This window comes from Enterococcus sp. AZ067 (assembly GCF_051715005.1).
GTDB classification, from domain to species: Bacteria; Bacillota; Bacilli; order Lactobacillales; family Enterococcaceae; genus Enterococcus_D; species Enterococcus_D casseliflavus.
Genome location: NZ_JBIOSY010000001.1, coordinates 873756 through 895888, shown reverse-complemented (window position 1 = coordinate 895888; position 22133 = coordinate 873756). Strand labels below are relative to the sequence as shown.

The following is a 22133-nucleotide window of genomic DNA, read 5'->3' as shown; positions in this document are numbered from 1 at the left end:
GGTACACACAATGTGGAGCGAATCTTTAGGCAACGGAAGATATAAGTTTATAGAAAGATACAAAGATCCCTATACCGAAAAATGGAAAAAGACAAGTACTGTTCTAACAAGTGATTCTTCCAGAGCCTGGAAGAATGCACAGAAAATATTAGACAAAAAAATAGAGGAAGCTTTGAGTAATTATGATAAATCTGACATCACTTTCAAGGAGCTTTACGAAGAGTGGTTTGTTTATTATCAACAATATGTAAAAAGAACAAGCTGGACCAAAGTTCCAAAGATGATGAAACATATTCAAAAAGTTATATCTGACGATGTTCTTGTTCGAAATATAGACGAGAATATGATTCGTAATATTACAGAAAAAATGTATACTTTCGGTGAACTATCCTTGAATTATACGAAACAGACCAAGACGACCCTTTCAATCATGTTGAATTATGCAGTTGAGAAAAAGTATATTAAACAAAATCTAGCGCTGAATGTCAAAATTCAAAGAAAAAAAGCTGAAGAAGAAAAAAGAAAAAAGAACATGGATGAAAAATACCTTGATCAAAGCGAAATGACAGAGTTGCTTGTATATATGAGAAAATCTACTAAAAGATTATTGCACGCTAACATTGCAGAATTGTTATATTTAACAGGCCTAAGATACGGAGAGTTACAGGCATTACAAGTAAAGGACTTTGACGGGAGTACTTTGGATATTAACGGCACATTGGACTATTCTTTCTTAAAAATGGCAGATGCTATAAAAACTTCACCTAAAAATATCTATTCTAAAAGAATAGTTTCTTTGCCTAATAGAGCAGTAAAAATTGTTAATGAAATCATAGAACACAACTCTTTAGTATTCGGCTCCCAAAGTAACGAGGATTATATATTTAAATCATCTAGAGGTACTCCGTTGTCTCTCCATAGCTTTAATATGGTACTGCATAGAGTTCAAGACGAACTAAAATGGGATAAAAACTTATCCTCACACATATTCAGACATAGTCATATTTCTTTACTAGCTGAATTGAATCTTCCTTTAAAAACCATAATGGAGAGAGTCGGACATTCCGATGCCAACACGACTTTATCAATTTATAATCACGTGACCAAAAAATCCAAAGAGCAGGTTATCGATCGATTAAACAATTTGTAATTTGCCCCTTTTTTGCCCCTTTTGTATAAAATCGACATTAAACAAATAAAAGAACCCCTATAAATAGAGGTTCTTTTATTATAACTACATCATGCCGCCCATACCCATTGATGGGTCCATTGCAGGAGCTGCTGGCGCTGCTGGTTCTGGTTTGTCGGCAACGACTGCTTCAGTTGTTAACAATAATGCGGCAACAGAAGCTGCATTTTGTAAGGCAGAACGCGTCACTTTTGTTGGGTCAACGATCCCAGCTTCTAGCATGTTTACCCATTCGCCAGTTGCTGCATTGAAACCAACGCCTAAGTCAGCGTTTTTCAATTTGTCGATGATAACTGAACCTTCGTAGCCTGCATTTTCAGCAATTTGACGAACTGGTTCTTCTAAGGCACGTAAAACGATTTTGACACCTGTTGCTGCATCGCCATCTGTTTCGATTTCTGCAACTTTGTTGATGACATTCACTAAGGCAGTTCCCCCACCTGAGACCATGCCTTCTTCAACAGCGGCACGTGTTGCATTCAATGCATCTTCAATACGTAATTTCAATTCTTTCAATTCAGTTTCAGTTGGTGCCCCAACTTTGATCACTGCAACCCCACCAGCAAGTTTTGCTAAGCGTTCTTGTAGTTTTTCACGGTCAAAGTCAGAAGTTGTATCAGCGATTTGGTTTTTGATCAATTGAACGCGTGCGTCAATTGCTTCTTTTTCACCAGCACCTTCAACGATTGTTGTGTTGTCTTTATCCACAACCACTTTGCTTGCTTGACCTAAGTTATCGATGGTTGCATCTTTCAGCTCAAGACCTAAGTCTTCAGTGATCACTGTACCACCAGTTAAGATCGCAATGTCTTCTAGCATTGCTTTACGACGGTCACCAAATCCTGGTGCTTTCACTGCAACAACATTGAATGTTCCACGGATTTTGTTCAATACAAGTGTTGGTAATGCTTCGCCATCAACGTCATCAGCGATGATCAATAATGGTTTTGATTGTTGTAAGATTTGTTCTAACAATGGCAAGATATCTTGGATGTTAGAGATTTTTTTGTCAGTGATCAAGATGTATGGATTTTCTAACGCTGCTTCCATTTTATCGTTGTCAGTTACCATGTATTGTGATAAGTAACCACGATCAAATTGCATTCCTTCCACAACATCTAATTCTGTTTCGATCCCTTTTGATTCTTCAATAGTGATAACACCGTCATTGCCGACTTTTTCCATTGCATCAGCGATGTATTGACCAACTTTTTCACTACCAGAAGAAACAGCACCAACTTGTGCGATTGCTTCTTTTGAATCAACGATTGATGAAATGTTGTGTAGCTCTTCTACAGCCACTTTTGTTGCCATTTCGATCCCACGACGAATACCTAATGGGTTCGCACCAGCGGTGACATTTTTCAATCCTTCACGAACGATTGCTTGTGTCAATAACGTAGCAGTCGTTGTTCCGTCACCAGCGATATCGTTTGTTTTTGAAGCGACTTCAGAAACAAGTTTTGCGCCCATGTTTTCAAAATGATCTTCTAATTCGATTTCTTTAGCGATCGTTACACCGTCATTTGTGATCAATGGTGAACCGTAAGATTTTTCTAAAACCACGTTACGACCTTTAGGGCCTAAGGTTACTTTTACTGTATCTGCTAATTTATCTACCCCACGAAGCATTGCTGCGCGTGCGTCTTCTGCAAATTTGATTTCTTTTGCCATGATTTCATCACCTCAAGTATTTTTTATTTTTCTTATTCTACTACTGCAATGATATCTTTTGCAGCAACGATCAAATATTCTGTTCCTTCATATTTCACTTCTGTGCCAGCGTATTTTTCGAACATTACTTGTTCGCCAACGTTGACAGCAACAGGAGCTTTTTCACCGTTTTCGAGCGTGCGTCCTTCGCCGACTGCAATAACGGTACCCGTTTGTGGTTTTTCTTTTGCTGCTGATGCAAGCACGATTCCGCCTACAGTTTTTTCTTCTTCTTTTGCGACTTCGATAATCACACGATCACCTAATGGTCTTAACACGATAAATCCCTCCAATGAATGTTATAGAATTTAGCATTAGCACTCTCTTGTATCGAGTGCTAACTTACAGTTTCAATATTACTCATTTTCCCAAATTTTTGCAAGCCTTTTGCTAAATTTTTTTTGCATTTCTAATTGATTGATAAATATAGTAGGATTTTTTGTTTCTAGAAGCAACCTAGTCTATAATGAAGCAAAGGAGTGTGAGGAAACAACTATGTCTTTATCAAAATATTCTTTGTCCACGATTCTTACTTACGGCATCGTCTTTTTTCTACCGATCGCCTTCGTCCCTAGCGGACATCAAGTAGCAGCAACAACGATCGGTTACTTAGCTGGTGCAGCGATCATGTTTTTCTTGTATTTCAAACAAACAGAACCGCTATCGTTTGAACACAAAAAAACCAAAGTCTCAGCGATTCTTATTTACGGGCTAACCGGCATTGTCGCAGCGATTTTGTTGCAAAATCTAGCCATCTTTATCGAATCCTTTTTCGGAGAAGTCAGCGCTTCGCAAAATACCGAAAACATTATTGCCATCGTGGTGCAAAACCCACTCTTTGCTCTCGCAGCAATGGTCGGTGGGCCAATTATGGAGGAATTTGTCTTCCGCAGAGCCTTAGTTGGCATCATTGGGAAATACAGCAATGTTTGGGTCGGTGTAGTGGTCAGCGCCGTAGCCTTTGCCTTTGCCCACAATGACAATCATCTCTTAGTCTATATTTTCTTAGGACTGTTCTTTTCTGGGCTTTATGCTTTGACCGGCAGTATTTGGACTTCCATGATCACCCATGTGGGAATGAACACTTTAGTTATTATTATTCAGTTATTGCTTCATTACGGCTATATCCAAATGCCCTAAAGAAAAAACGCTACGCAGAAATTTTGCGTAACGTTTTTTTCTTTAGACCTTCGTGCCATTGGACGCAATCACTTGCTGATACCATGCAAATGAATCTTTCTTCCGACGAGCAAGGGTTCCATTTCCTTCATTGTCTTTGTCCACATAGATCACACCATAGCGTTTCTTCATTTCCCCTGTCCCCGCAGAAACCAAGTCAATGATGCCCCACGGTGTATAACCTAATAAGTCGACGCCATCATAAGCTACTGCTTCTTTCATCATTTCGATATGGGCTTTTAGGTAGTCAATACGGTAGTCATCGTGGATCTGTCCATCCTCTTCCACCGTATCCACCGCACCAAAGCCATTTTCTACAATGAAAAGCGGCAATTCGTAGCGTTCGTTAAACCAGTTCATGGCATAGCGCAAGCCTACGGGATCAATCTGCCAGCCCCATTCAGAAGCATCGACATAAGGATTGTCCACCAGATCTTGGCTCTCATCATAGTCATAGGTTGGATCATTCTCCTTGCCTTTGATCGCAAAAGACATATAGTAGCTAAAACCAATGTAGTCAACACAGCCTTTTGCCAAAGCTGCTTCATCTTCAGGGGTGATATCTAAATCAAATTGTTTTCTTTCAAAATAGCTGCGCATATAACTCGGATAGTGCCCACGGGCATGAACATCTGAAAACCAATAGCGCCGCTGCATGGCCACCGTGGCTGCCATCATGTCTTTGGGATCGCAAGAATACGGATAGATTGGGCACATCGCGATCATCGATCCGATTTGAAACGCAGGATTGATCGCATGTCCTAGCGCCACCGCTTTTGCACTGGCAACGAGCTCGTAATGAGCTGCTTGGTACATGACTTTTTCTCGGTCTTCTCCTTCCGTAAAGAACAGACCAGAATTGGTAAATGGCGCAAAATCTTCTTTATAGTTTGCTTGATTATTGATTTCATTGAAGGTCATCCAATACTTCACTTTCTTTTGATAGCGCGTAAAACAAACTTCTGCAAAGCGGACAAACAAATCGATCAATTTACGGTTACGCCAACCTCCGTATTCGGTCACTAAATGATAAGGCATTTCAAAGTGAGACAGGGTAATGACTGGCTCAATGCCATAGCGTAAACACTCATCGAATAATTGATCATAAAAGGCCAGGCCTTCCTCATTCGGCTCGCGCTCATCCCCCTTTGGAAAAATACGGGTCCAGGCAATCGATGTTCGGAAGCACTTCAACCCTAATTCGGCAAAAAGCTTGATGTCTTCAGGATACCGATGATAAAAATCGATCGCTTCATGATTGGGATAGCTTTCGCCCGGTTGGATACCTTCCGTGATTCGGCGAGGAATTCCGTTGCCTCCGACAGTCATGACATCAGCGACACTCACGCCTTTTCCACCCGCACGATAGCCGCCTTCCAATTGGTGAGCAGCGACTGCGCCACCCCATAAAAAATCGCTTCTTAGTTTATTCATTTCTATTCAACCTGCTTCCTTGGTATTAAACGATCTCTGTTTCTTGTTTATAGTTCAAACTATCGACTTTACGAATGAAAGGATAGTAAATAAAGAAGCCGATTGCTAAAACAACAAATTGTAAAATAGCGGTCCGAATGCCACCTACTAGAAAACCTGAAATGATCGGCGGGGTCGTCCATGGAACTTGCACAGCAGTAAATAGCGGTACGATACCGGTATAAAGTGCAAAATACGTGATCACGCCTGAAACCATCGGTGTCAAAATAAATGGTAATACCATGATTGGGTTCATGACGATCGGTGTCGCAAAAATAATTGGTTCATTGATATTAAAGAATGCCGGTATCAAGGAAAGACGTCCTAATTGTTTGAACTGCGCCGAACGGGCAAAAGCCACCATGTATAGCACGATCCCAATCGTCATTCCTGCGCCAGTTACCGTCATAAATTGATCCAAAAACTGCTGGGTCACGATGTGTCCGCCATTTTCTAATGTCAATGCTTTACCAGATTCAAGAATAGCCGTATTGGCTAATGAATTGGCTTGTAAAATTGGTCCCATGATCCCGCCCACGATCGTCGAACCATGAACCCCAAAGAACCACAAGAATGGCACTAAGAAGCCTAGCATCATTGCACCACCAAGGGAATCCGTCACCCCTTGCATTGGACTTTGAATCACGGTGTAGATCCATTCGACTACGGTTGTTTGAAAAACTTTATCAAAGAAAATATAAATGCCTAATGCGATGGTCGTCAAAACAGCGGCTGGAATCAATGCTGTAAATGAGTTTGCGACATTGGTGGGTACTTGCTCTGGCAGTTTGATTCGGATGTCGCGTTTCAAGAACCACGTATAACCCCAACCCACAAAAAGTCCCACTAAGATGGCACTGATCATTCCTTGTCCACCGGTCCACGTCTTATCAATGACATTTGCGATGGTCACATTTGCTTCAGCATCCGTCACACTTGACTCCATAGTTAATAAGAAAATAACTAAACCAATCATTCCTGCAGGGAGTCCTTCGTAACCTTCTGCTTTTACATATGAATAGGCGATGCCCATTACGGCGAAAAAGGCCATAATTGCAAAAGAGGCGCCATAGGCTTGGTTGAAGTATTCACCTAAGCCGCTATTCGTTACCCAATCCGCAATCGACTGGACGGGAAAGTTTGCTAATAGTAGGAAAATCGATCCTACGATTGAAAAGGGCATCGTATAGAGCATACCGTTTCTTAATGCAGTGATTGCTTTCGTATTGACAAATTTTAATATTGGGGGTAATAATTTCTCATTGATCCATTCGTTCATCTCACATCACTCCTAAAATAAAATTCTATCCACTGGCCAGTGAATTCGCTTACAAATAAATCTTAATGGATAATATTCCCCTTGCCTATAGCTTTTCTACGTTATGAAACATGTTCCAACAAAAAAAACAGCCGAAGCTGTTTTTTTACGATCACTTAGATTTGCTTGTAGACTTGATGGGCTAAAAGTTCGATCAGTGTAATCACCGGGACTTGCGTCGTCAGGTTCAAATCGACTTCTTTTCCCCCACTGACGACGGGCATATAGTAGGAAATATTGTAATCTGCCATTTGGGCGATCGTCGATTTTTCATCATTGGTGATACTGAGTACTTTTGCCCCATACCGTTTGAAGTCCTCCGTTTGCTTGATCATTTGAATGGTTTCCCCCGAAACTGATAAAATGATCGCTAACGTATTTTCCATCCCACGAGGCGGTACTGGCAAAAAGGGATCGACGATGCTATAGGCATTGATGCCTAAATTAGCAAAATAGCGGCTGCCATAGGTGCCAAGAATGCCACTTGTGCCGATACCTGAAAACGCCACATGGCGTGCGGAAAGAATCAGTTCTACCGCTGGCTGGATAAACTTACGGTAATCTTCATTATTGACTTTTTTTAAGAATGTATTGACTTGGATCGTTGCATCATAGAAAAGATCAAACGCTCGTGCATCTTGTTCCTTTTTTTGACAGATCGCATACTTTAACTCTGAATACCCGCGATAGCCTAATTTCGTGATACATCGTAAAATCGTCGAGGTCGAGACATGGCATGCAGCTGACAATTCGCGGATCGTCAGTTGATCGATCTCTTCAAAATGCTGGACAATGTACTTATAAACAGCCATTTCAAGCTCGTTCAGACGCTTGATTTTTTCTTCATCAAACATACCTGCTGCCTCCACCCGACAATTTTATCCTTTGTTGATCGATTAGATTGCAAATAACTCCGTCGCTTTGTCAGGATCGGTATCATAGACTTCAAATGTTTCTCCAACACCTAGATCATGTTCTTTCATGGTGTTGACCATCGTTAAGTGCGCCAACTCTTTCAAGTTGTTTTCTTTACTTAAATGACCAAGATAGACCCGTTTGGTATTGTCGGTCAAGATATCCGTCATGACCAGAGCGCCATCTTCATTCGATAAGTGACCACGGTCTCCAAGAATTCGCTGTTTGAGGCTCCATGGGTAAGGGCCCATTCGCAGCATTTCTAGGTCATGGTTGCTTTCCACAAGGTACGCATCGGCGCCTTTGATAATGCCTCGTACATGATCGCTGCAATAACCGGTATCCGTCAACATCACGAATGATTTGCCGTCTTTATGGAAACGATAAAATTGCGGCGCTGCAGCATCGTGAGAGACGCCAAAGCTTTCAATGTCCAAGTCACCCAAGGTCAGCACTTTTCCCATTTCAAAGATATGTTTTTGTTCGACAGCGACGTTACCGATCATTGGATCCATCGCTTGCCATGTTTTTGTATTCGCATAGACATCAAGTTTGTATTTTCGCGCCAGTACTCCGACACCGTGGATATGATCTCGATGTTCGTGGGTCACAAGAATGGCGTCCAAATCTTCTGGTTTACGCCCTACTTCATCCAATAATGAAGTGATCTTCTTGCCGCTCAAACCGGCATCCACTAAGATCCGCTTTTTATTGCTTTCGATATAGAGCGAATTTCCTGAGCTTCCGCTGGCTAGAATACTTACTTGAAAGGCATTTTCCTTCATCATGGTTTACGTGACTTCCTCTCTGGTTGTTTCAACGAGTTCCATTATACCCGCTTTTTTATGGATTTTCTACCTTTTGAACGGCATTATTCGTGATGATCCGATTGCTAAAGGCATTGACCGTTTCGATTTGGATGGTGTCATCGCCATCTAATTGGAACGCAATAAACCATGCAGGAATGTACACATTTTTTTCCCTAACCTTCAAAATCATCGTATAGGCTAATTCCGTCCAGAGAATTTTCGAGTGACTCGGCAGCTTGTTGTTTAGATAAAGCGTATTTACTGCTTCTTTTTCTGAATAGACCGTCATCTTTTCCCTTAGAGGCGTAATATTGGAGATATGTGTTTGCGTGTAACGAGCAATTTGCAATAGATCATCCGTTTGTTCTAAGGTGATATCGATTCGACTTGAGCTGTCATTGAAAGGAATGCCTTCATAGGATTGAACCGCCACCACGGTCGGATGATTGGCGTTCAAGACAGAGAGGTTTTCCAAATAGTCATATTCATCCCCAAACAGGACTTGATCTTTTCGTTGCAAAAAACCATTGACGGTTTCTTCCGTTTGGGAATCATCACTGATGTAAAAGCCATTGGTTGAGACATGGATCAACTGCTGCCCTTTGACCGTCGACCCTCTTTTGAACTGCGTGTTGAGTTGCGGATTTCGTAGCTCCACATCAAAATCCGTCTGTTCACCGCTCAAATAATAGCCACTCAAGACCTCATCTGATAATTCGCCAGAATACCGAATGTCCTCAGACTCGAGGCGTTGTTCGATAGGAATCGTTTGGTTTGATTGTGAAACCATCTGATGCTCGCTGCGAGCCTCACTGTAAACATTGAATAAAAAGACGTTCAGACCAAGAAAAGCGAGGAAAAAAATCCATTCGATTCGTTTAAAATCCAATTAATTCTCCTCCGTTTCTGCTAATTTTGTCATTAATGCATCATAACTGATCCAAGACGAGTCATAATTGACATACCAAGCAGGCGTCAAATCAACGAGTGGTGCATCTTTGATCTCCCCCCATTGATAGCCAACGATGATCTGTTGTAACAATTCAGGATCAGCCCCTGCCGCAATCAGATCATTTTTGACCGACAAACTAGAGGGTAATTCAATCTCGGTTTCAGAAGGAATCGGCACTTGGATCGCGTTCAAACTGGCAGAAATCGTCATTTCCCGACTGCCGGTCTGACCACTTTCTGAAAAAGCTACACTGATCACCCCTTGACCACCAGTACTAAAGACTGGATAGCCTTCAACGAAAACCCGATAATCCAAGTGCTTATCTTGTTGATCAAAATAGCGGATCGTCCCAAAATTGTTGCCTAAACGAATAATATAATCCGCACTCAACATCGCCAGATCCGTTTCATCGGAACCATCTGTGGTGGTTTCAAACTTGACTTGCTGCTGATCTTGCAAGACCGTCATGTTTTGCCCACCTTCATAATAGTAGGTATCGACACTTTCATCATTGATCTTGACGTTTTTAGGATTGCTGAAAAAGGCTTCTCGAAACAAGCTCTGAGATTGGGTCGAAGAATAGTAGCTGTATTTTTTCAGCTTGATCGAATCCTGCGTATAATATTGCTTGCTGGATCGTTCTTCATCTGCCACCATTGTCGTCCATTCCCGAGGGTTGTCTGCTAGTAAGTGTTTTACTTGGCTTTTGTCCCAGTCGATTTTGCCTCGCACCACTCGTTGATGGGTAAAATCAACAAATTGGATCGTGTTTTCTTCAAGGTCAAACTGGATGCGGGAAAACGGAAAATCCTCTGTTTCACTTTCGTCCTCTAAGGACAGCTCTTTTTCAAAGGTTTTCTCATAATCTTTCAAGTAAAACGTTGTATAGTAGTTTAAGGACACCCCTTGATTGACTTCTTGGGCTTTTGAAAAAGCTTGTTCCTCGCCATAGGTTCGCAGCGTCAAATCACTGATCGTTGCCTCATTGATCGCCTCTTGGATCTCACGAATCACCGCTTCAGAGTTGGTTTCTTTGATCGCGTCCTCGTCATTCCAAGTCAAATACAGGGGCAAAAACAAATCGCTTTTTTGTTTGTAGGTTTGAACCGAAGGATTGACGCCGGTATCTGTTTCCGTGCTGGCATTGTTGAACCCAGTCGGATTCAGCCAAATCATATAGGAGAAATAAAAACTCAAGGCGATCATCACGATCAAGCCTACACGAATGATTTTTTCTGAGATTCTCATACCCACCAATCCTCCTCATACGGTTCATACGGCAACATGATATAAAATGTTGACCCGCGATTTTCTCGACTTTCCGCCCAAATCGCACCGCCATGAGCTTTGATGACTTCTCGTGAGATCGCCAATCCTAAGCCAGTACCTCCTTGCTGACGGGCACGAGCTTTGTCGACCCGGTAAAAACGATCAAAGATCTTCGTGAGATCTTTTTTCGGAATCCCTAGTCCTTGGTCATTGATGCTAAGTACGATGTTGTTATGGGTCTCCATCAATTTCACCGTAATGATCCCGCCATCTGGCGAATATTTGATGGCATTATTCATGATGTTATCGATCACTTGGATCATTTTATCGGTGTCGACTTCCACCCACAATTCTCGTTTAGTGAACTCCCGACGAATCAAGTATTTTTTGCTTTCATTCGTCACCATCATGTCAAAACGATCCAACACGAAATTGACCATTTCATTAAAGTTGATGTATTCCAACTGCAGTTGCGAATTGCCGCTATCCATCCGTGAAAGACTCAACAAGTCATTGATCATCCGAATCATTCGATCCGTTTCATCCAACGTCACTTTCAAAAAGTTCGGCGCAATTTCCGGGTCTTTCCAAGCACCCTCACTCAGCGCTTCGATGTAGCTGCGCATACTCGTTAATGGTGTCCGTAACTCATGAGAAACGTTGGAAACGAACTCTCGCCGTTCCTGTTCATTTTTTTCTTGCTCTGTAACATCGTGCATCACCGCAACTAACCCAGAAATAAAGCCAGACTCCCGACGAATCATAGAGAAATCGATGCGCAAAATCATATTTGTTCCCGTCAAATCATTGCTAGGACGCTCCAACAGCATGTCTTCAGGATTTTCCAAAAGCTTTCGTAACGTGTATTCTTCATCGATTTCCAATAACGTCAAAATCGACTGCCCGATCGCTTCTTCGTTGCTGACATTTAACAAGGACATCGCCATCTCATTGATGGTAATGACTTTGCCTCGTCGGTCGGTGGCAACAACGCCGTCTGTCATGTGAGACAAGACGCTGTCCAAGCGGTTTCGCTCAGATTCCATCGCCTCTTGAGTCTCTTCGATTCGTTCTCCTAGTTGATTAAAGGTCTCCGCCAGTTGCCCCAATTCATCTTTTCCATGAATCGCGACCTTGCGGCTATAATCTCCTTTGGCGATGCGAATCGCTTGTTCGCGCATCTCTCCGATCGGTTGGGTGATGGAACGAGAGACCAATAGTGCCACAATGATCGAAATCACTGCCGCAATCAGCGAGGCTGTCACAAAAATGACCGCAGTCGTACTGACTTCATTGTATTTTGACTCAAGATTGCTCCGTAAATAAAGGGTTCCTAAAACGGTATCCCCTGTCGGTGATTGGATCGACTGCACGATATTGAACACCCGCTGGCCGCTGGATTCATCATAGAGGACTTCACTGCGGTTCGTATCGTAATCACGGTAATCATTTTTTTCTCCCACCGAGCCACGATCATTGATATTGGTGGTTGCACGAATGATCCCTTGCTCATCCACCACCCGCATCTCCAAAATTTCCGATGAGTTGGTACTCGTTAAGATTCGATTCAAGGAAGCATTCATGGAATCCCAATCTAAACCGTCATCATTATCCATTCGACTCAATTCAGAGCCTAATGTTACCACTAACGTGCTGGCACGTGCCTCCATGTCGCGTTTGAAGGCATCGACCGTTGTTCTTTCCAATTCGCGAATAAAATACGCCCCGATAATCTGGATCGCAATCAATAAGATCAAGATAAAAGTCAGGGCGATTTTGAAGTTCACCGATTGAAAAAAGCGAACTTTATTTTTCATAGCTTATTCCTGTTCTGGGTTCCGCAAGTAATAGCCCACTCCGCGACGAGTAACCAAATAATTTGGATGGCTCGGGCTGTCTTCGATTTTTTCACGTAAACGACGCACCGTCACGTCAACGGTCCGAACATCACCAAAGTAGTCATAGCCCCAAACCGTTTGCAATAAATGCTCTCGGGTCATCACTTGACCAAGATGTTTTGCCAAGTAGTGCATCAATTCAAACTCTCGGTGCGTCAATTCGATGGCTGCACCATTTTTAGTGACCATGTACGCATCAGGATGAATGGTTAAATCACCAATCGTTAATTCGCTGTTGGCGTTATCGTCTGCTTCCTTCGCAGCTGCCGAGCCGCGACGCAGATTGGCTTTGACGCGGGCCACCAATTCCCGGTTTGAAAATGGTTTGGTTACATAATCGTCCGCACCAAGCTCGAGGCCTAGTACTTTATCGATTTCAGAATCTTTGGCTGTGACCATGATGATCGGCATGTCATGGGTTTTGCGCACTTCCCGTGCAACTTCCAACCCATCCATTTTTGGCAGCATCAAATCAAGCAAAATCAGATCAGGATCGACCTCGGCTACTTTTTCTAATGCCTCTTCTCCATCATAGGCGGTATATACTTCATATCCTTCTTTGGTTAAATTAAATTTGACGATATCAGAAATTGGTTTCTCATCGTCCACGACTAGGATCTTTTTCAAAAATGTCACCTCAATTTTTTTTGGTTTCTTACTTATTATACATTATTTAAACGGGCTTTTCATCTTTCCCAAAAACCGCGGCCTTATTCTTAAGGAAAGCACAAAAAAAGAAAGGCACGGGGCCTTTCTTTTTTACTCTTCTAAAAGCTGGATACCGATCCCTAACAACCCAGGTCCCGTGTGGACGACTAATGCGGGAGAGATTTGTCCAAATAAGATTTCTTTAACCTTAGGAAATTCGGCTTCTAATCGTGCTTTCATCTCTTTGGCTTCTTGCAGTGCATCACCTTGCGCCACGGCTAAACGCACATGGCGATGATCACCGATGAATTGCTTGATCAAGTCAACGGTTTTGTCCAAGCTTTTCTTCCGTCCACGAGATTTTGCGACCGTATAGTAGATCCCTTCTTCATTACAAGAGATAATTGGGTTCAATTTCAAGGCATTGCCTAAGATGGATGCAACCAGACCGATGCGGCCGCCTTTTTGTAAATACTCTAAGGTAGCTACGTTGAAAAAGACTTTGTTTTTCGGTACTTCATTCGTTAATTGTGCCCGCAGTTCTTCCCAAGTCACGCCTTTTTCTAACAGTTCTGCCGCACGAATCGCTTGTAGCCCTGCACCGATCCCGATATTTTTCGTATCAAGTACAAAAACCTCAAGGTCGGTCCGTTGTTCACCTAACAGGCGAACAACATTAAACGTTCCACTCAATCCGCTGGAGATGGTTACGGCAAAGACTTTTTCATACCCATCGGCTTTGATCCGATCAAAGATTTCCCCGATCGCAGCACCGTCAGGTAATGAAGTACTCGGGATTTCTTGTGGCAAGCGCTCGTAAATTTCTTCCGCAGTAATATCAACTTTATCAGTATAGGTCCGATCCTTGTAGATAATTTGCAATGGCAGCATATACATGCCGTATTGCTCCATGATCTGTGCGGGAACATCGGTACCTGAATCAACTAATAGGGCAATTTTCTCTTTATTCATGGGCTTCTCCTTTATGTGTTTCTAAATAAATGACTTCTAATTCAATCGTTTTTTCTGCCAATAGTTTGTTGGCAAAGGAACGCGTCGCACCTTTCATGGCTACTAATTCAATTGGGATCGGTTCCGACGTCATTTGTTCGGGTTCTCCCATTGCTTCTTTGCCGACAAGGTGGATCGCTTTTTCTTGTTCTTCACAAAATACATTGTAGGCATTTCTGATGCCGACGACTTTCCCTTGAAAAAGGATCCCCGTCTTTATTTCAGGAATCGTCAGCACTTGCTTGAGCATCGTGATCGCAATCAAAAATGCGAGATGCTTTTGATTGTAACGTTTCTTCTCTGGTGCTGGAATCATCCCTTTTTTGACATAATTATTGACCATGGAAGAGGTCAATAGCGGATGCTTTTCCGTTTGGATCACCGGTGATAAATATTGGTCAATCAAAGTGATTACCTGATCCATATACAGTTCCAGGGTTGGCAACTCTTCCCATCTCGGCAGATGGAATTTCAGCAATGAATTGCCCCAATTTTTCATGTCTGCTTGTAATTTTTTCATGTCATCCTCCATTTTGACGAACAGAAGGTTAGATTATCGTAAACTAATCATCTAGTTATGATAACTAGATATATTTTATCACGGTTTTCTGAGTTTTTAAAGCAATCTGATCAATCTTTTAAGAATTTCCTATCATTTGAAATTGGGGAACCAATGGTGTTTTTTTAAGATAACCCCTGATTTTCAACTGAAAAAAGCGCACATTTTTTTCAAAAGAATGATTGATTTTTAAACACCGGAGTGCTAAGATAATGAAGTACTTTTGGTACGGGCCGTTAGCTCAGTTGGTAGAGCAGCTGACTCTTAATCAGCGGGTCGCGGGTTCGAGCCCCTCACGGCCCATTGGGTGCCAAACCCACGGAACAGGTAAATGTTGGTGCGAAAGCATTTCGAAAACATTTATGCTGTTCCATTTTTTTGTTTATAATTAATTTATTGCCAATTGAATAAGAAGAAATGCCTTGCTGTCAAAAAGTTTCTTATTAAATGATGTATGTAAGAGCTATGCTTTTCGAAAAGTTTTTTTCTACGAGATGACTGAACTCTTTGCACGTGAAATGCTTCGTTTCTCCATAAATTAACTGAGTCAGATAATTTGTGGAAGTAATATCTTCTGTATAAATTCAGTGAGTGCTTCGCTAGTTCAAAAACCTTTACAGTAATTTTTTTCTCACTATTACCACTACAAATTAGATATGAAATCAAAAAAATCACTACCTAGTCCTAATGAAAAGGTAGTGTATTTTTAATGCTGTTCATTCTTCTAAGAGCGCTCCTTAAGAAACTCTTCTAAACGATTCAAATCTTTCTGAGATAGTTACCCTATATCTTTATATTTAAAATCTATTTTTTCTTTGGAAAGAACGAATAACGTTCCTGTGTCAATCCAAGACTCTTTTTTTAAATTTGAATCTTGCCAATCATTGATATGGAAATAAAGCTTTTTTATGCGCTCTGATTTGTGTTCAAACTTGCTTGTAATCGCATAAAAAAGAACTTCATTTTCACTATTCTCAATAATCAAAACTGGTCGTCTTTTTCCTTCTGGTTTACCCACATAAGCCACATACATTGAAACTATTTTATTCATCTTCATCCAACCAAGCCTTGAAAGCCTTATTATCATCTATCCTCGTCACATTAGTAGATTTTTTCGCTAACTTAGCAATTCGCCTAGCTTGCTTTGTTTGTTCAGAAAGTTTTACCTCAAAGGGTAATCCCCCTTTTTCTATGACTTGTTTATAAAAAATAGTAATTGCCGTAGTGGGATTCATTCCTAAATCATGTAAAATATCTTCTGCTTCCATTTTTAGATCTTTTTCAACCGCAATCTGAATTCTTTCTTTTTCCTTCTTCATAACGCACCCCCAAAAAAGAGTTTTTTATACTCATATTATACTCTATTTGAGCGCTATTTTCACTTACTATACTCATAAATAAATTTATTTTTCGCATAAAAAATCTAACTTCTTCAAATTACCTAACTTTTAGTAAGTGGGTTTAACACCCAATGAACAGGTAAATCGTGGCGCGAACCCCTATTTATATTATCTCCATATATTCTTCAAAAAATCCATGGATATTACACTAACACTAATTATCGTAACACCATAAAACAAGGAGCATAACTTGTTAACCTATGTCATGTCCCTTGTTTTTTTAATTCAGGTATTGATAAACTAAATACATAAACCATACTAATCCTATTATAAAAAATAGATTTAAAATGTTTTTATTTATTTTTCTTCTTTGCTCTCCAAAGTATGGCGACCTTTTTTGCCAAAACAATTTCCTGTTTTTCACATCAGAAAAAAACAATTTAAAAATTATAAATAACACAGGAAGAGAAAAATTTAACACTATATAAAAAATATCTGTAGGATCTCCAATTAAAACTAACCCTATCAAAATAAATAATATAATAAGAAAAATTAGTTTATACTGAACTTTCATAACTCACCTATACAATCAATTGATTTTATTCTATTTGTATTCTGAAGGTTCTGAGGGGACGATCGTCATTTTAAAATAGTTCTCCTATTTCTTACCCTCTTTTACAATTTTGGCTGATCTAATTCCTCTCATCAGCAATTGGATACAAATTTCGTACTAGCTGCTCTTATTCTTCATTTGGGGTGGTCACCGCTAAATTATTTCTTCTATCGAAGAATGCAACAAGAAAAGAAATTGCCAATCACTATTTTGCTTCTAGCATGACTGTCCTTCGTGTCCTGCACAGGAATAAGACTAACTGTATTGAAAAAGAGTAAAAAAAGTTTTGAGGCTACTTCATATATTCTTTTGCTCGATCACTACCTCATCTTCATTTACCGGTTCTTCGAATCCTGAAAAAAACCGTTGAAGGATTTCTTCTGTAATAGGAAAAGCGGAATTTGCAGTCTGGACTTTATTTCTGATCGCTAATCGTTTTCGTAAAGTATCATAATCAGCTTTTAGATAGATTACTTTAATCGTCACATCATATGCTGCCAGTAGTTCTCTATAAGCGTCTCGGTGACTTTTAGCCCAAAAACTAGAATCGACAACTACGTTTTTTCCTTCTTGAACAGCCTTTACTGTAAGCTCTTTCAATTTAACTGAAGATAATGAAGAAACTTTTGCATATTTCTCCGAAGGGTAATCAACACCATAAACGCCATAATCTTCCCAAATCAATTCATCTATTGCTAGTCTTACATAGCCTTCTTGCTCTTTTTGTTTTGAGTAAGTGGTTTTGCCTGCACCACTAACGCCACACATCAAAAGTACCTCAACCATTATTCTCCTCCTACCTTTTCTGATCAATAAACAAAGAGAACGAAAAAACCTTATTTGTAATCACCGCTCGTGTTTTAGACCACTGTTCGCCACCACATCTGATGGTACAATGATAACATTGTTTTTATGAACAACAAGCAGATTGGGAAACAATCGCAAGAAAAATAGTAAGTAAAACCATATATTAGAGAATAGAAGCGTTAGCCACTTAAGCTAACGGATAAATCAAATTTTTGTCCATTTCCACTCTACTATAAAAAAATTATTTTCTACAAAAAATAGGAACGAAAGCCAAAATACGAAAGAAACATCATGGCTAAAACTTATGTATGTAATGGTATCTTTACTTCTATTATTCCAATTTTAAAATAAACTAAGCCACCACCCAACCCCTGATAGAAAAACAAGAATAGACTCTTGAATAGAACTTGAATGCAAAACTGCCTCCAAAATCAACGCAAGAGTCTATCTGTATAGATAAAGATCTTTATATGCAAGTTCTTTTGCACCAATAAAGATCCTTAGAATCAAGCAAATCAGAATGCTTTCAAATCAAATGTGATAGTGTCATTGTTCTTTAAAATCAACGCTTGTGCCCCTTTATCGGTCATTTCGTCATTGACGGTATAGACCCAAAATAGATTGGCTTTTTGATCTTGACTGATGCCGTCGATCGAGGTGATAAAGCCATCTTTTTCTTTGATCGCAAAGTTTTCTTTCATTACTTCCAGCAGCGACTCATTTTCTCGGAACGTTACTTCTTTTGAGGTCACAGCTTCTTGATTTTGGATGACGATCGTAGCTGTTCCTTGTTCTTGCTTCAAGGAACTTTGCTGCGTGCTTTCTGGCGTTACACTTGCCTGTTGGCATCCTGTAGCGACGAGTAGTGTGCTCACTAGCAGGAATACGACAAATACTTTTTTCATCTATTTCTTCCTCTCCAATAGTCAAAATACTAATCGTTTTTCTATCCAGTATACGGATAAGAATTATTTTATCACTCTCGTTTTTTCTTAGAGCCCGCATTTTAATTGGATTTTACAGTTTGTGCAGGTACTACAGCCACCGATTTCCTCAATGGTTCCTTCATGGCAGATGGGACAGATTTCACCAGAGGCGACGGGTTCATTTACTTGAACGACAGGCAGCGGTTCAACTTGTGCGGTCAGCTCATTTTCAACCGCTTCTAAGGTAAGTACTTGTGAATCTCGGCTGCCGTCTACATAGACAGTCCCTCCTTTGGCTCCTCCTTCATAAAGATCTCGATAAACCTTGGCTACTTGGCTTACTGTATATCCTTTTGGTGCATTGACCGTTTTTGAAATGGAGCTATCCACCCAGCGTTGTATGGTGCATTGCACACCGACATGCTCTTCGGGCGTCAACTCCATAGCGGAAATGAACCATGCCGGCAACTCCGCTTTGGTTCGTTCAGGATGATCCATCAGGTATTCGTCAACGATTTCCGCATTGATTTCAATAAACTTACCTAGTCGACCGCTTCTAAAATAAGAAAAGGAGTAATAAGGTTCTAAACCAGTTGAAACTCCCGTCATCGTGCCTGTCGATCCTGTTGGCGCAACAGTCAAAAGATGAGAGTTGCGAATACCGAATCGCAGCACGCCTTCGCGGATGTGCGCTGGCATTTTTTTCATGTATCCTGTATCGATAAATTTCTTTCGCAACGCTTGCGTCTCTTGGTCATTTTTTCCAATCAGGAAGGGAAAGCTGCCTTTTTCTTTCGCCAATTCAATGGATGCCTCATAGGCAGTGACTGCCATTGCCTCGAAAATTTGATCAATGAATTGATTTCCTTCTGCCGATCCGTATTTTTTCCCGCAGTAGATCAATAAATCTGCCAAGCCCATGATCCCTAATCCAACACGTCTTTCCCCTTTCGCCTGCTGCTCATTTTTGTCAAAAAAGTAAGGCGTTACGTCAATAACATTGTCTTGGAAACGAACCGCTGTTTTCACGGTTTCTTTTAGTTTGGCAAAATCAACGGTGCCCTTTTGGCGATCCGCCATGTTTGCGAGATTGATGGCTGCCAAGTTACAGACCGCATAAGGGGTTAGGGGCTGTTCACCGCACGGATTAGTTGCTACGACTTTTTGTCCATATGCTGTAGCATTCGTCATCTTGTTGGCATTATCGATAAAGAAAATACCAGGCTCAGCAGAATACGTTGCACAAAAAGTAATCAACTCCCATAACTCACGAGCTTTGATCCTTTGATAGGTTTTGACTTTATGGCCAGCAGCTGCCCATTCTCGCACATCCCCGACTTCAGCCCACTTTGCATCATATTGCGCCATCTCTGCTTCTGAATAATTGTCGATATCTGGAAAGCGTAGCTCATACCACCCATCTGTCTTCACTGCTTCCATGAATTCTTCTGTCAAGCAGACTGAGATATTCGCGCCAGTTAAGAAATCACTTTCTTTCACCGTATAGCTGCCACCTATGCGCAATTTTTCTTTTGCCTTTTGGATCATGTCATTATGTTCCTTATCTGACGATTCAGGCAGTTGTGCTAGATAAGTGAACATTCTTTCTTCCATTTTTGTCAGAGGGTCAAATTGCAGTTTTTCATTGATCAGTTGTTTGATCGTCGCATTTGTGATTGTTTTTTTTAGGTGAAGCAATACAGCAGGATTTTGAATTTTAGAAAGAATAAACGCAAAAATATCTGGATGCCAATCTGCCATCATAATCATCTGCGCTCCACGGCGGCTACCTCCTTGTTCGACAAGGTTCGTCAAGTTTGCCAAATCATTCAACCAAGAAACTGCCCCAGAAGACCGACCACTGACACCGTGGACCACACTTGATTTTGGTCGCAAGGTCGACCCATTGGTTCCGACCCCGCCACCTCGACTCATGATTTCCATAACTTCTTGTCGATGAACAGCAATCCCTTTTCGGGAATCATGGATGAAAGGCATCACAAAGCAATTGAAGTAGGTAACTTGAGAATTTGTTCCTGCTCCATAAAGTACTCTGCCTGCAGGAATTAGGTTTTGCGCCACGATTTGTTGGTAAAACACCTCGAAGAAGCGCTCCTGGTCATGGGACTCGTTGGCAGAAATCCCTTTGGCTACACGATGCGCCACTTGCTCAAAAAAGAGTTCTAACGGTTTTTCAATGTCACTTTTTCTTCTTTTAACAAGTCCATTGGCTTGTTCATCAATATCTTCTAACGCTGAGCGATAGGCCTCTTCCACTTCGATAGAGACTAGTTCCCCATCGATTGCTTTCACAACACCGATTCCTCGCGCAGGATATTTAGGATCAGCTTTCGTTGTCAAAATCACCAAATCATCCTTACGCAATGTTTGATGGGTTTGATCCTTGTATGAATAACGATCCAGCATAATCAAACGAGCGATTCCCTCAAATGTTTGGGTCATTTCTGGTGTGATCGCCGAAACTTCTTGGAAAAACTTGATATCCTCGTTCAATTTCTCAATCGTTTGTTTTTTGTATTCCATTTCTTTCCCTCACCTTCTAAAACACAACATATTGTGCTCGTTTTTTATTATCGTACTATATAATGTGTATTTCAATCTTGAATTTTATTATTTTCCATGTATAATGAGAATGATTATCAATTAGAAAGACGGCGATTTTCATGCTTCCTCCCCAAACCAAGATATTTTCCATCCAAAGAATTTCTCATTTAGCACTGATTACTGCGGCTTGTATCGTTGGACGGTTAGTTTTTGTCTTTATCCCTAACGTTCAGCCTATGAGTGCCCTTTTATTTTTAGTGGCTTTTTCTTACCGTTTATCCGATGCGTTGATGATTGCCTTATTAAGTTTGCTCGGAACAAATATCTATCTAGGCATGGGTCCCTGGACGATCAGTCAATTGGCTGCACTTACTATCACCATCATTCTTTTTCATCAGTTTGGAAAAATACCGATCATCAAGAAAAACCGCTTCTTGCAAGCTTTCTTTGCCTTTCTTTGCGGACTTCTTTATGGCTTGATCATTTCGTTGATGGAAGTTTGGCTTTATCAGTTTCCTTCGTTTCTTGCCTATTACCTTCAAGGACTACTGTTCGATTTCTTCCATGCCAGTGGAAACTTCGTCTTTTATCTGCTTTTATGGCCAGTATTTGAGCGAATAACACCCACTTCCTATAAATTGGCGAAAAAAAACGAGTGATTTCGATGGAACGAAGCATTTGGCTAACTTTGTTTACGTGTTTCTTTGAAAGAATGTTCGCGTAAAATTTTTCTTAAAAAAACAAAAAAATTACGTCTACTCTCCTGTTTCCTTTGCTTAAAAATCTATCCTAAAAGCACCAGTGAAAAGCCTTTCGAAAGGGTTTCTTCCATCTTTATACGTCCATTCATTTGAATGAAGCACTCCCTATTTCATCCATGCCCTTGACCGAATGTAGTTGGATTTCTTTCAGATTATTAATGAATGATGATGTTTGCTTTTGCTATCAT

The 22133-nt window shown here is 40.8% G+C and carries 20 protein-coding genes and 1 tRNA gene; 4 read left to right on the top strand and 17 right to left on the bottom strand.

The features are described 5' to 3' along the window. Positions 1-10: 10 nt before the first annotated feature. Positions 11-1150: a tyrosine-type recombinase/integrase gene (locus IGI82_RS04220; protein WP_438841783.1), complete on the top strand. Its 1140-nt coding sequence runs from the start codon at positions 11-13 to the stop codon at positions 1148-1150. Between the two features lie 84 nt (positions 1151-1234). Here the strand turns inward: IGI82_RS04220 and groL are convergent, their stop codons facing one another. After that, positions 1235-2863 (bottom strand): chaperonin GroEL, encoded by a 1629-nt coding sequence (gene groL / locus IGI82_RS04215; RefSeq protein WP_005237384.1) that lies wholly within the window; start codon positions 2861-2863, stop codon positions 1235-1237. A 32-nt stretch (positions 2864-2895) separates the two neighbouring features. Beyond that, positions 2896-3180, bottom strand: a complete 285-nt coding sequence (gene groES, locus IGI82_RS04210) for a co-chaperone GroES (protein WP_005225291.1) — start codon at positions 3178-3180, stop codon at positions 2896-2898. A gap of 217 nt (positions 3181-3397) precedes the next feature. On the opposite strand from groES, the gene IGI82_RS04205 reads away from it, so the two are divergent. Continuing rightward, positions 3398-4042 (top strand): CPBP family intramembrane glutamic endopeptidase, encoded by a 645-nt coding sequence (locus IGI82_RS04205; protein ID WP_005225290.1) that lies wholly within the window; start codon positions 3398-3400, stop codon positions 4040-4042. Between the two features lie 42 nt (positions 4043-4084). Here IGI82_RS04205 and IGI82_RS04200 read toward each other — a convergent pair whose 3' ends face one another. The 10 genes from IGI82_RS04200 to IGI82_RS04155 all read right to left on the bottom strand — a co-directional run bounded on the left by IGI82_RS04200 (position 4085) and on the right by IGI82_RS04155 (position 14894). Next, entirely contained in the window at positions 4085-5515 is a 1431-nt protein-coding gene (locus tag IGI82_RS04200; RefSeq protein ID WP_005225289.1) for a 6-phospho-beta-glucosidase, read from the bottom strand. Positions 5516-5540: 25 nt separating this feature from the next. Further along, the gene (locus tag IGI82_RS04195; protein WP_005225288.1) at positions 5541-6833 is read right to left on the bottom strand and encodes a PTS sugar transporter subunit IIC; all 1293 of its coding nucleotides are present in this window, start codon (positions 6831-6833) and stop codon (positions 5541-5543) included. Between the two features lie 155 nt (positions 6834-6988). Further along, a complete protein-coding gene (locus IGI82_RS04190) occupies positions 6989-7726 on the bottom strand; it encodes a MurR/RpiR family transcriptional regulator (RefSeq protein ID WP_010747610.1) in 738 nt (245 codons plus the stop codon). A gap of 42 nt (positions 7727-7768) precedes the next feature. After that, complete coding sequence (locus IGI82_RS04185) at positions 7769-8575, bottom strand: MBL fold metallo-hydrolase (RefSeq protein WP_005231151.1); 807 nt, start codon at positions 8573-8575, stop codon at positions 7769-7771. Between the two features lie 55 nt (positions 8576-8630). Beyond that, complete coding sequence (locus tag IGI82_RS04180) at positions 8631-9485, bottom strand: two-component system regulatory protein YycI (RefSeq protein ID WP_005225285.1); 855 nt, start codon at positions 9483-9485, stop codon at positions 8631-8633. Next, on the bottom strand, positions 9486-10796 hold the full coding sequence (locus IGI82_RS04175) for a YycH family regulatory protein (protein WP_288723355.1): 1311 nt from the start codon (positions 10794-10796) through the stop codon (positions 9486-9488). After that, positions 10793-12634: a cell wall metabolism sensor histidine kinase WalK gene (gene walK / locus IGI82_RS04170; RefSeq protein ID WP_005225283.1), complete on the bottom strand. Its 1842-nt coding sequence runs from the start codon at positions 12632-12634 to the stop codon at positions 10793-10795. The genes IGI82_RS04175 and walK overlap by 4 nt, the downstream gene beginning before the upstream one ends. A gap of 3 nt (positions 12635-12637) precedes the next feature. Then, complete coding sequence (gene yycF, locus IGI82_RS04165; protein ID WP_010747607.1) at positions 12638-13342, bottom strand: response regulator YycF; 705 nt, start codon at positions 13340-13342, stop codon at positions 12638-12640. 132 nt (positions 13343-13474) lie between these two features. Then, complete coding sequence (locus tag IGI82_RS04160) at positions 13475-14335, bottom strand: DegV family protein (protein ID WP_005225280.1); 861 nt, start codon at positions 14333-14335, stop codon at positions 13475-13477. Next, positions 14328-14894 carry a DUF1836 domain-containing protein gene (locus tag IGI82_RS04155; RefSeq protein WP_275626302.1) on the bottom strand — a complete coding sequence of 189 codons (567 nt, stop codon included), beginning with the start codon at positions 14892-14894 and terminating at the stop codon, positions 14328-14330. Before IGI82_RS04155 ends, IGI82_RS04160 begins: the two co-directional genes overlap by 8 nt. A 269-nt stretch (positions 14895-15163) precedes the next feature. Between IGI82_RS04155 and IGI82_RS04150 the strand changes: the two genes are divergently transcribed. Further along, a tRNA-Lys gene (locus IGI82_RS04150) sits at positions 15164-15236 on the top strand. A 475-nt stretch (positions 15237-15711) separates the two neighbouring features. Here IGI82_RS04150 and IGI82_RS04145 read toward each other — a convergent pair. The 5 genes from IGI82_RS04145 to IGI82_RS04125 form a co-directional block, all read right to left on the bottom strand. After that, a complete protein-coding gene (locus tag IGI82_RS04145; protein WP_244323525.1) occupies positions 15712-15984 on the bottom strand; it encodes a type II toxin-antitoxin system PemK/MazF family toxin in 273 nt (90 codons plus the stop codon). Beyond that, positions 15977-16252, bottom strand: a complete 276-nt coding sequence (locus IGI82_RS04140) for a type II toxin-antitoxin system RelB/DinJ family antitoxin (protein WP_311957799.1) — start codon at positions 16250-16252, stop codon at positions 15977-15979. Before IGI82_RS04140 ends, IGI82_RS04145 begins: the two co-directional genes overlap by 8 nt. Before the next feature lie 931 nt (positions 16253-17183). After that, positions 17184-17672: an AAA family ATPase gene (locus tag IGI82_RS04135; protein ID WP_034868317.1), complete on the bottom strand. Its 489-nt coding sequence runs from the start codon at positions 17670-17672 to the stop codon at positions 17184-17186. Between the two features lie 536 nt (positions 17673-18208). Then, positions 18209-18598 carry a DUF4430 domain-containing protein gene (locus IGI82_RS04130; protein ID WP_060792688.1) on the bottom strand — a complete coding sequence of 130 codons (390 nt, stop codon included), beginning with the start codon at positions 18596-18598 and terminating at the stop codon, positions 18209-18211. An 87-nt stretch (positions 18599-18685) separates the two neighbouring features. Further along, entirely contained in the window at positions 18686-21163 is a 2478-nt protein-coding gene (locus IGI82_RS04125; protein ID WP_311957800.1) for a vitamin B12-dependent ribonucleotide reductase, read from the bottom strand. A 140-nt stretch (positions 21164-21303) separates the two neighbouring features. On the opposite strand from IGI82_RS04125, the gene IGI82_RS04120 reads away from it, so the two are divergent. Then, the gene (locus IGI82_RS04120; RefSeq protein ID WP_096742302.1) at positions 21304-21843 is read left to right on the top strand and encodes a hypothetical protein; all 540 of its coding nucleotides are present in this window, start codon (positions 21304-21306) and stop codon (positions 21841-21843) included. Positions 21844-22133 lie beyond the last annotated feature (290 nt).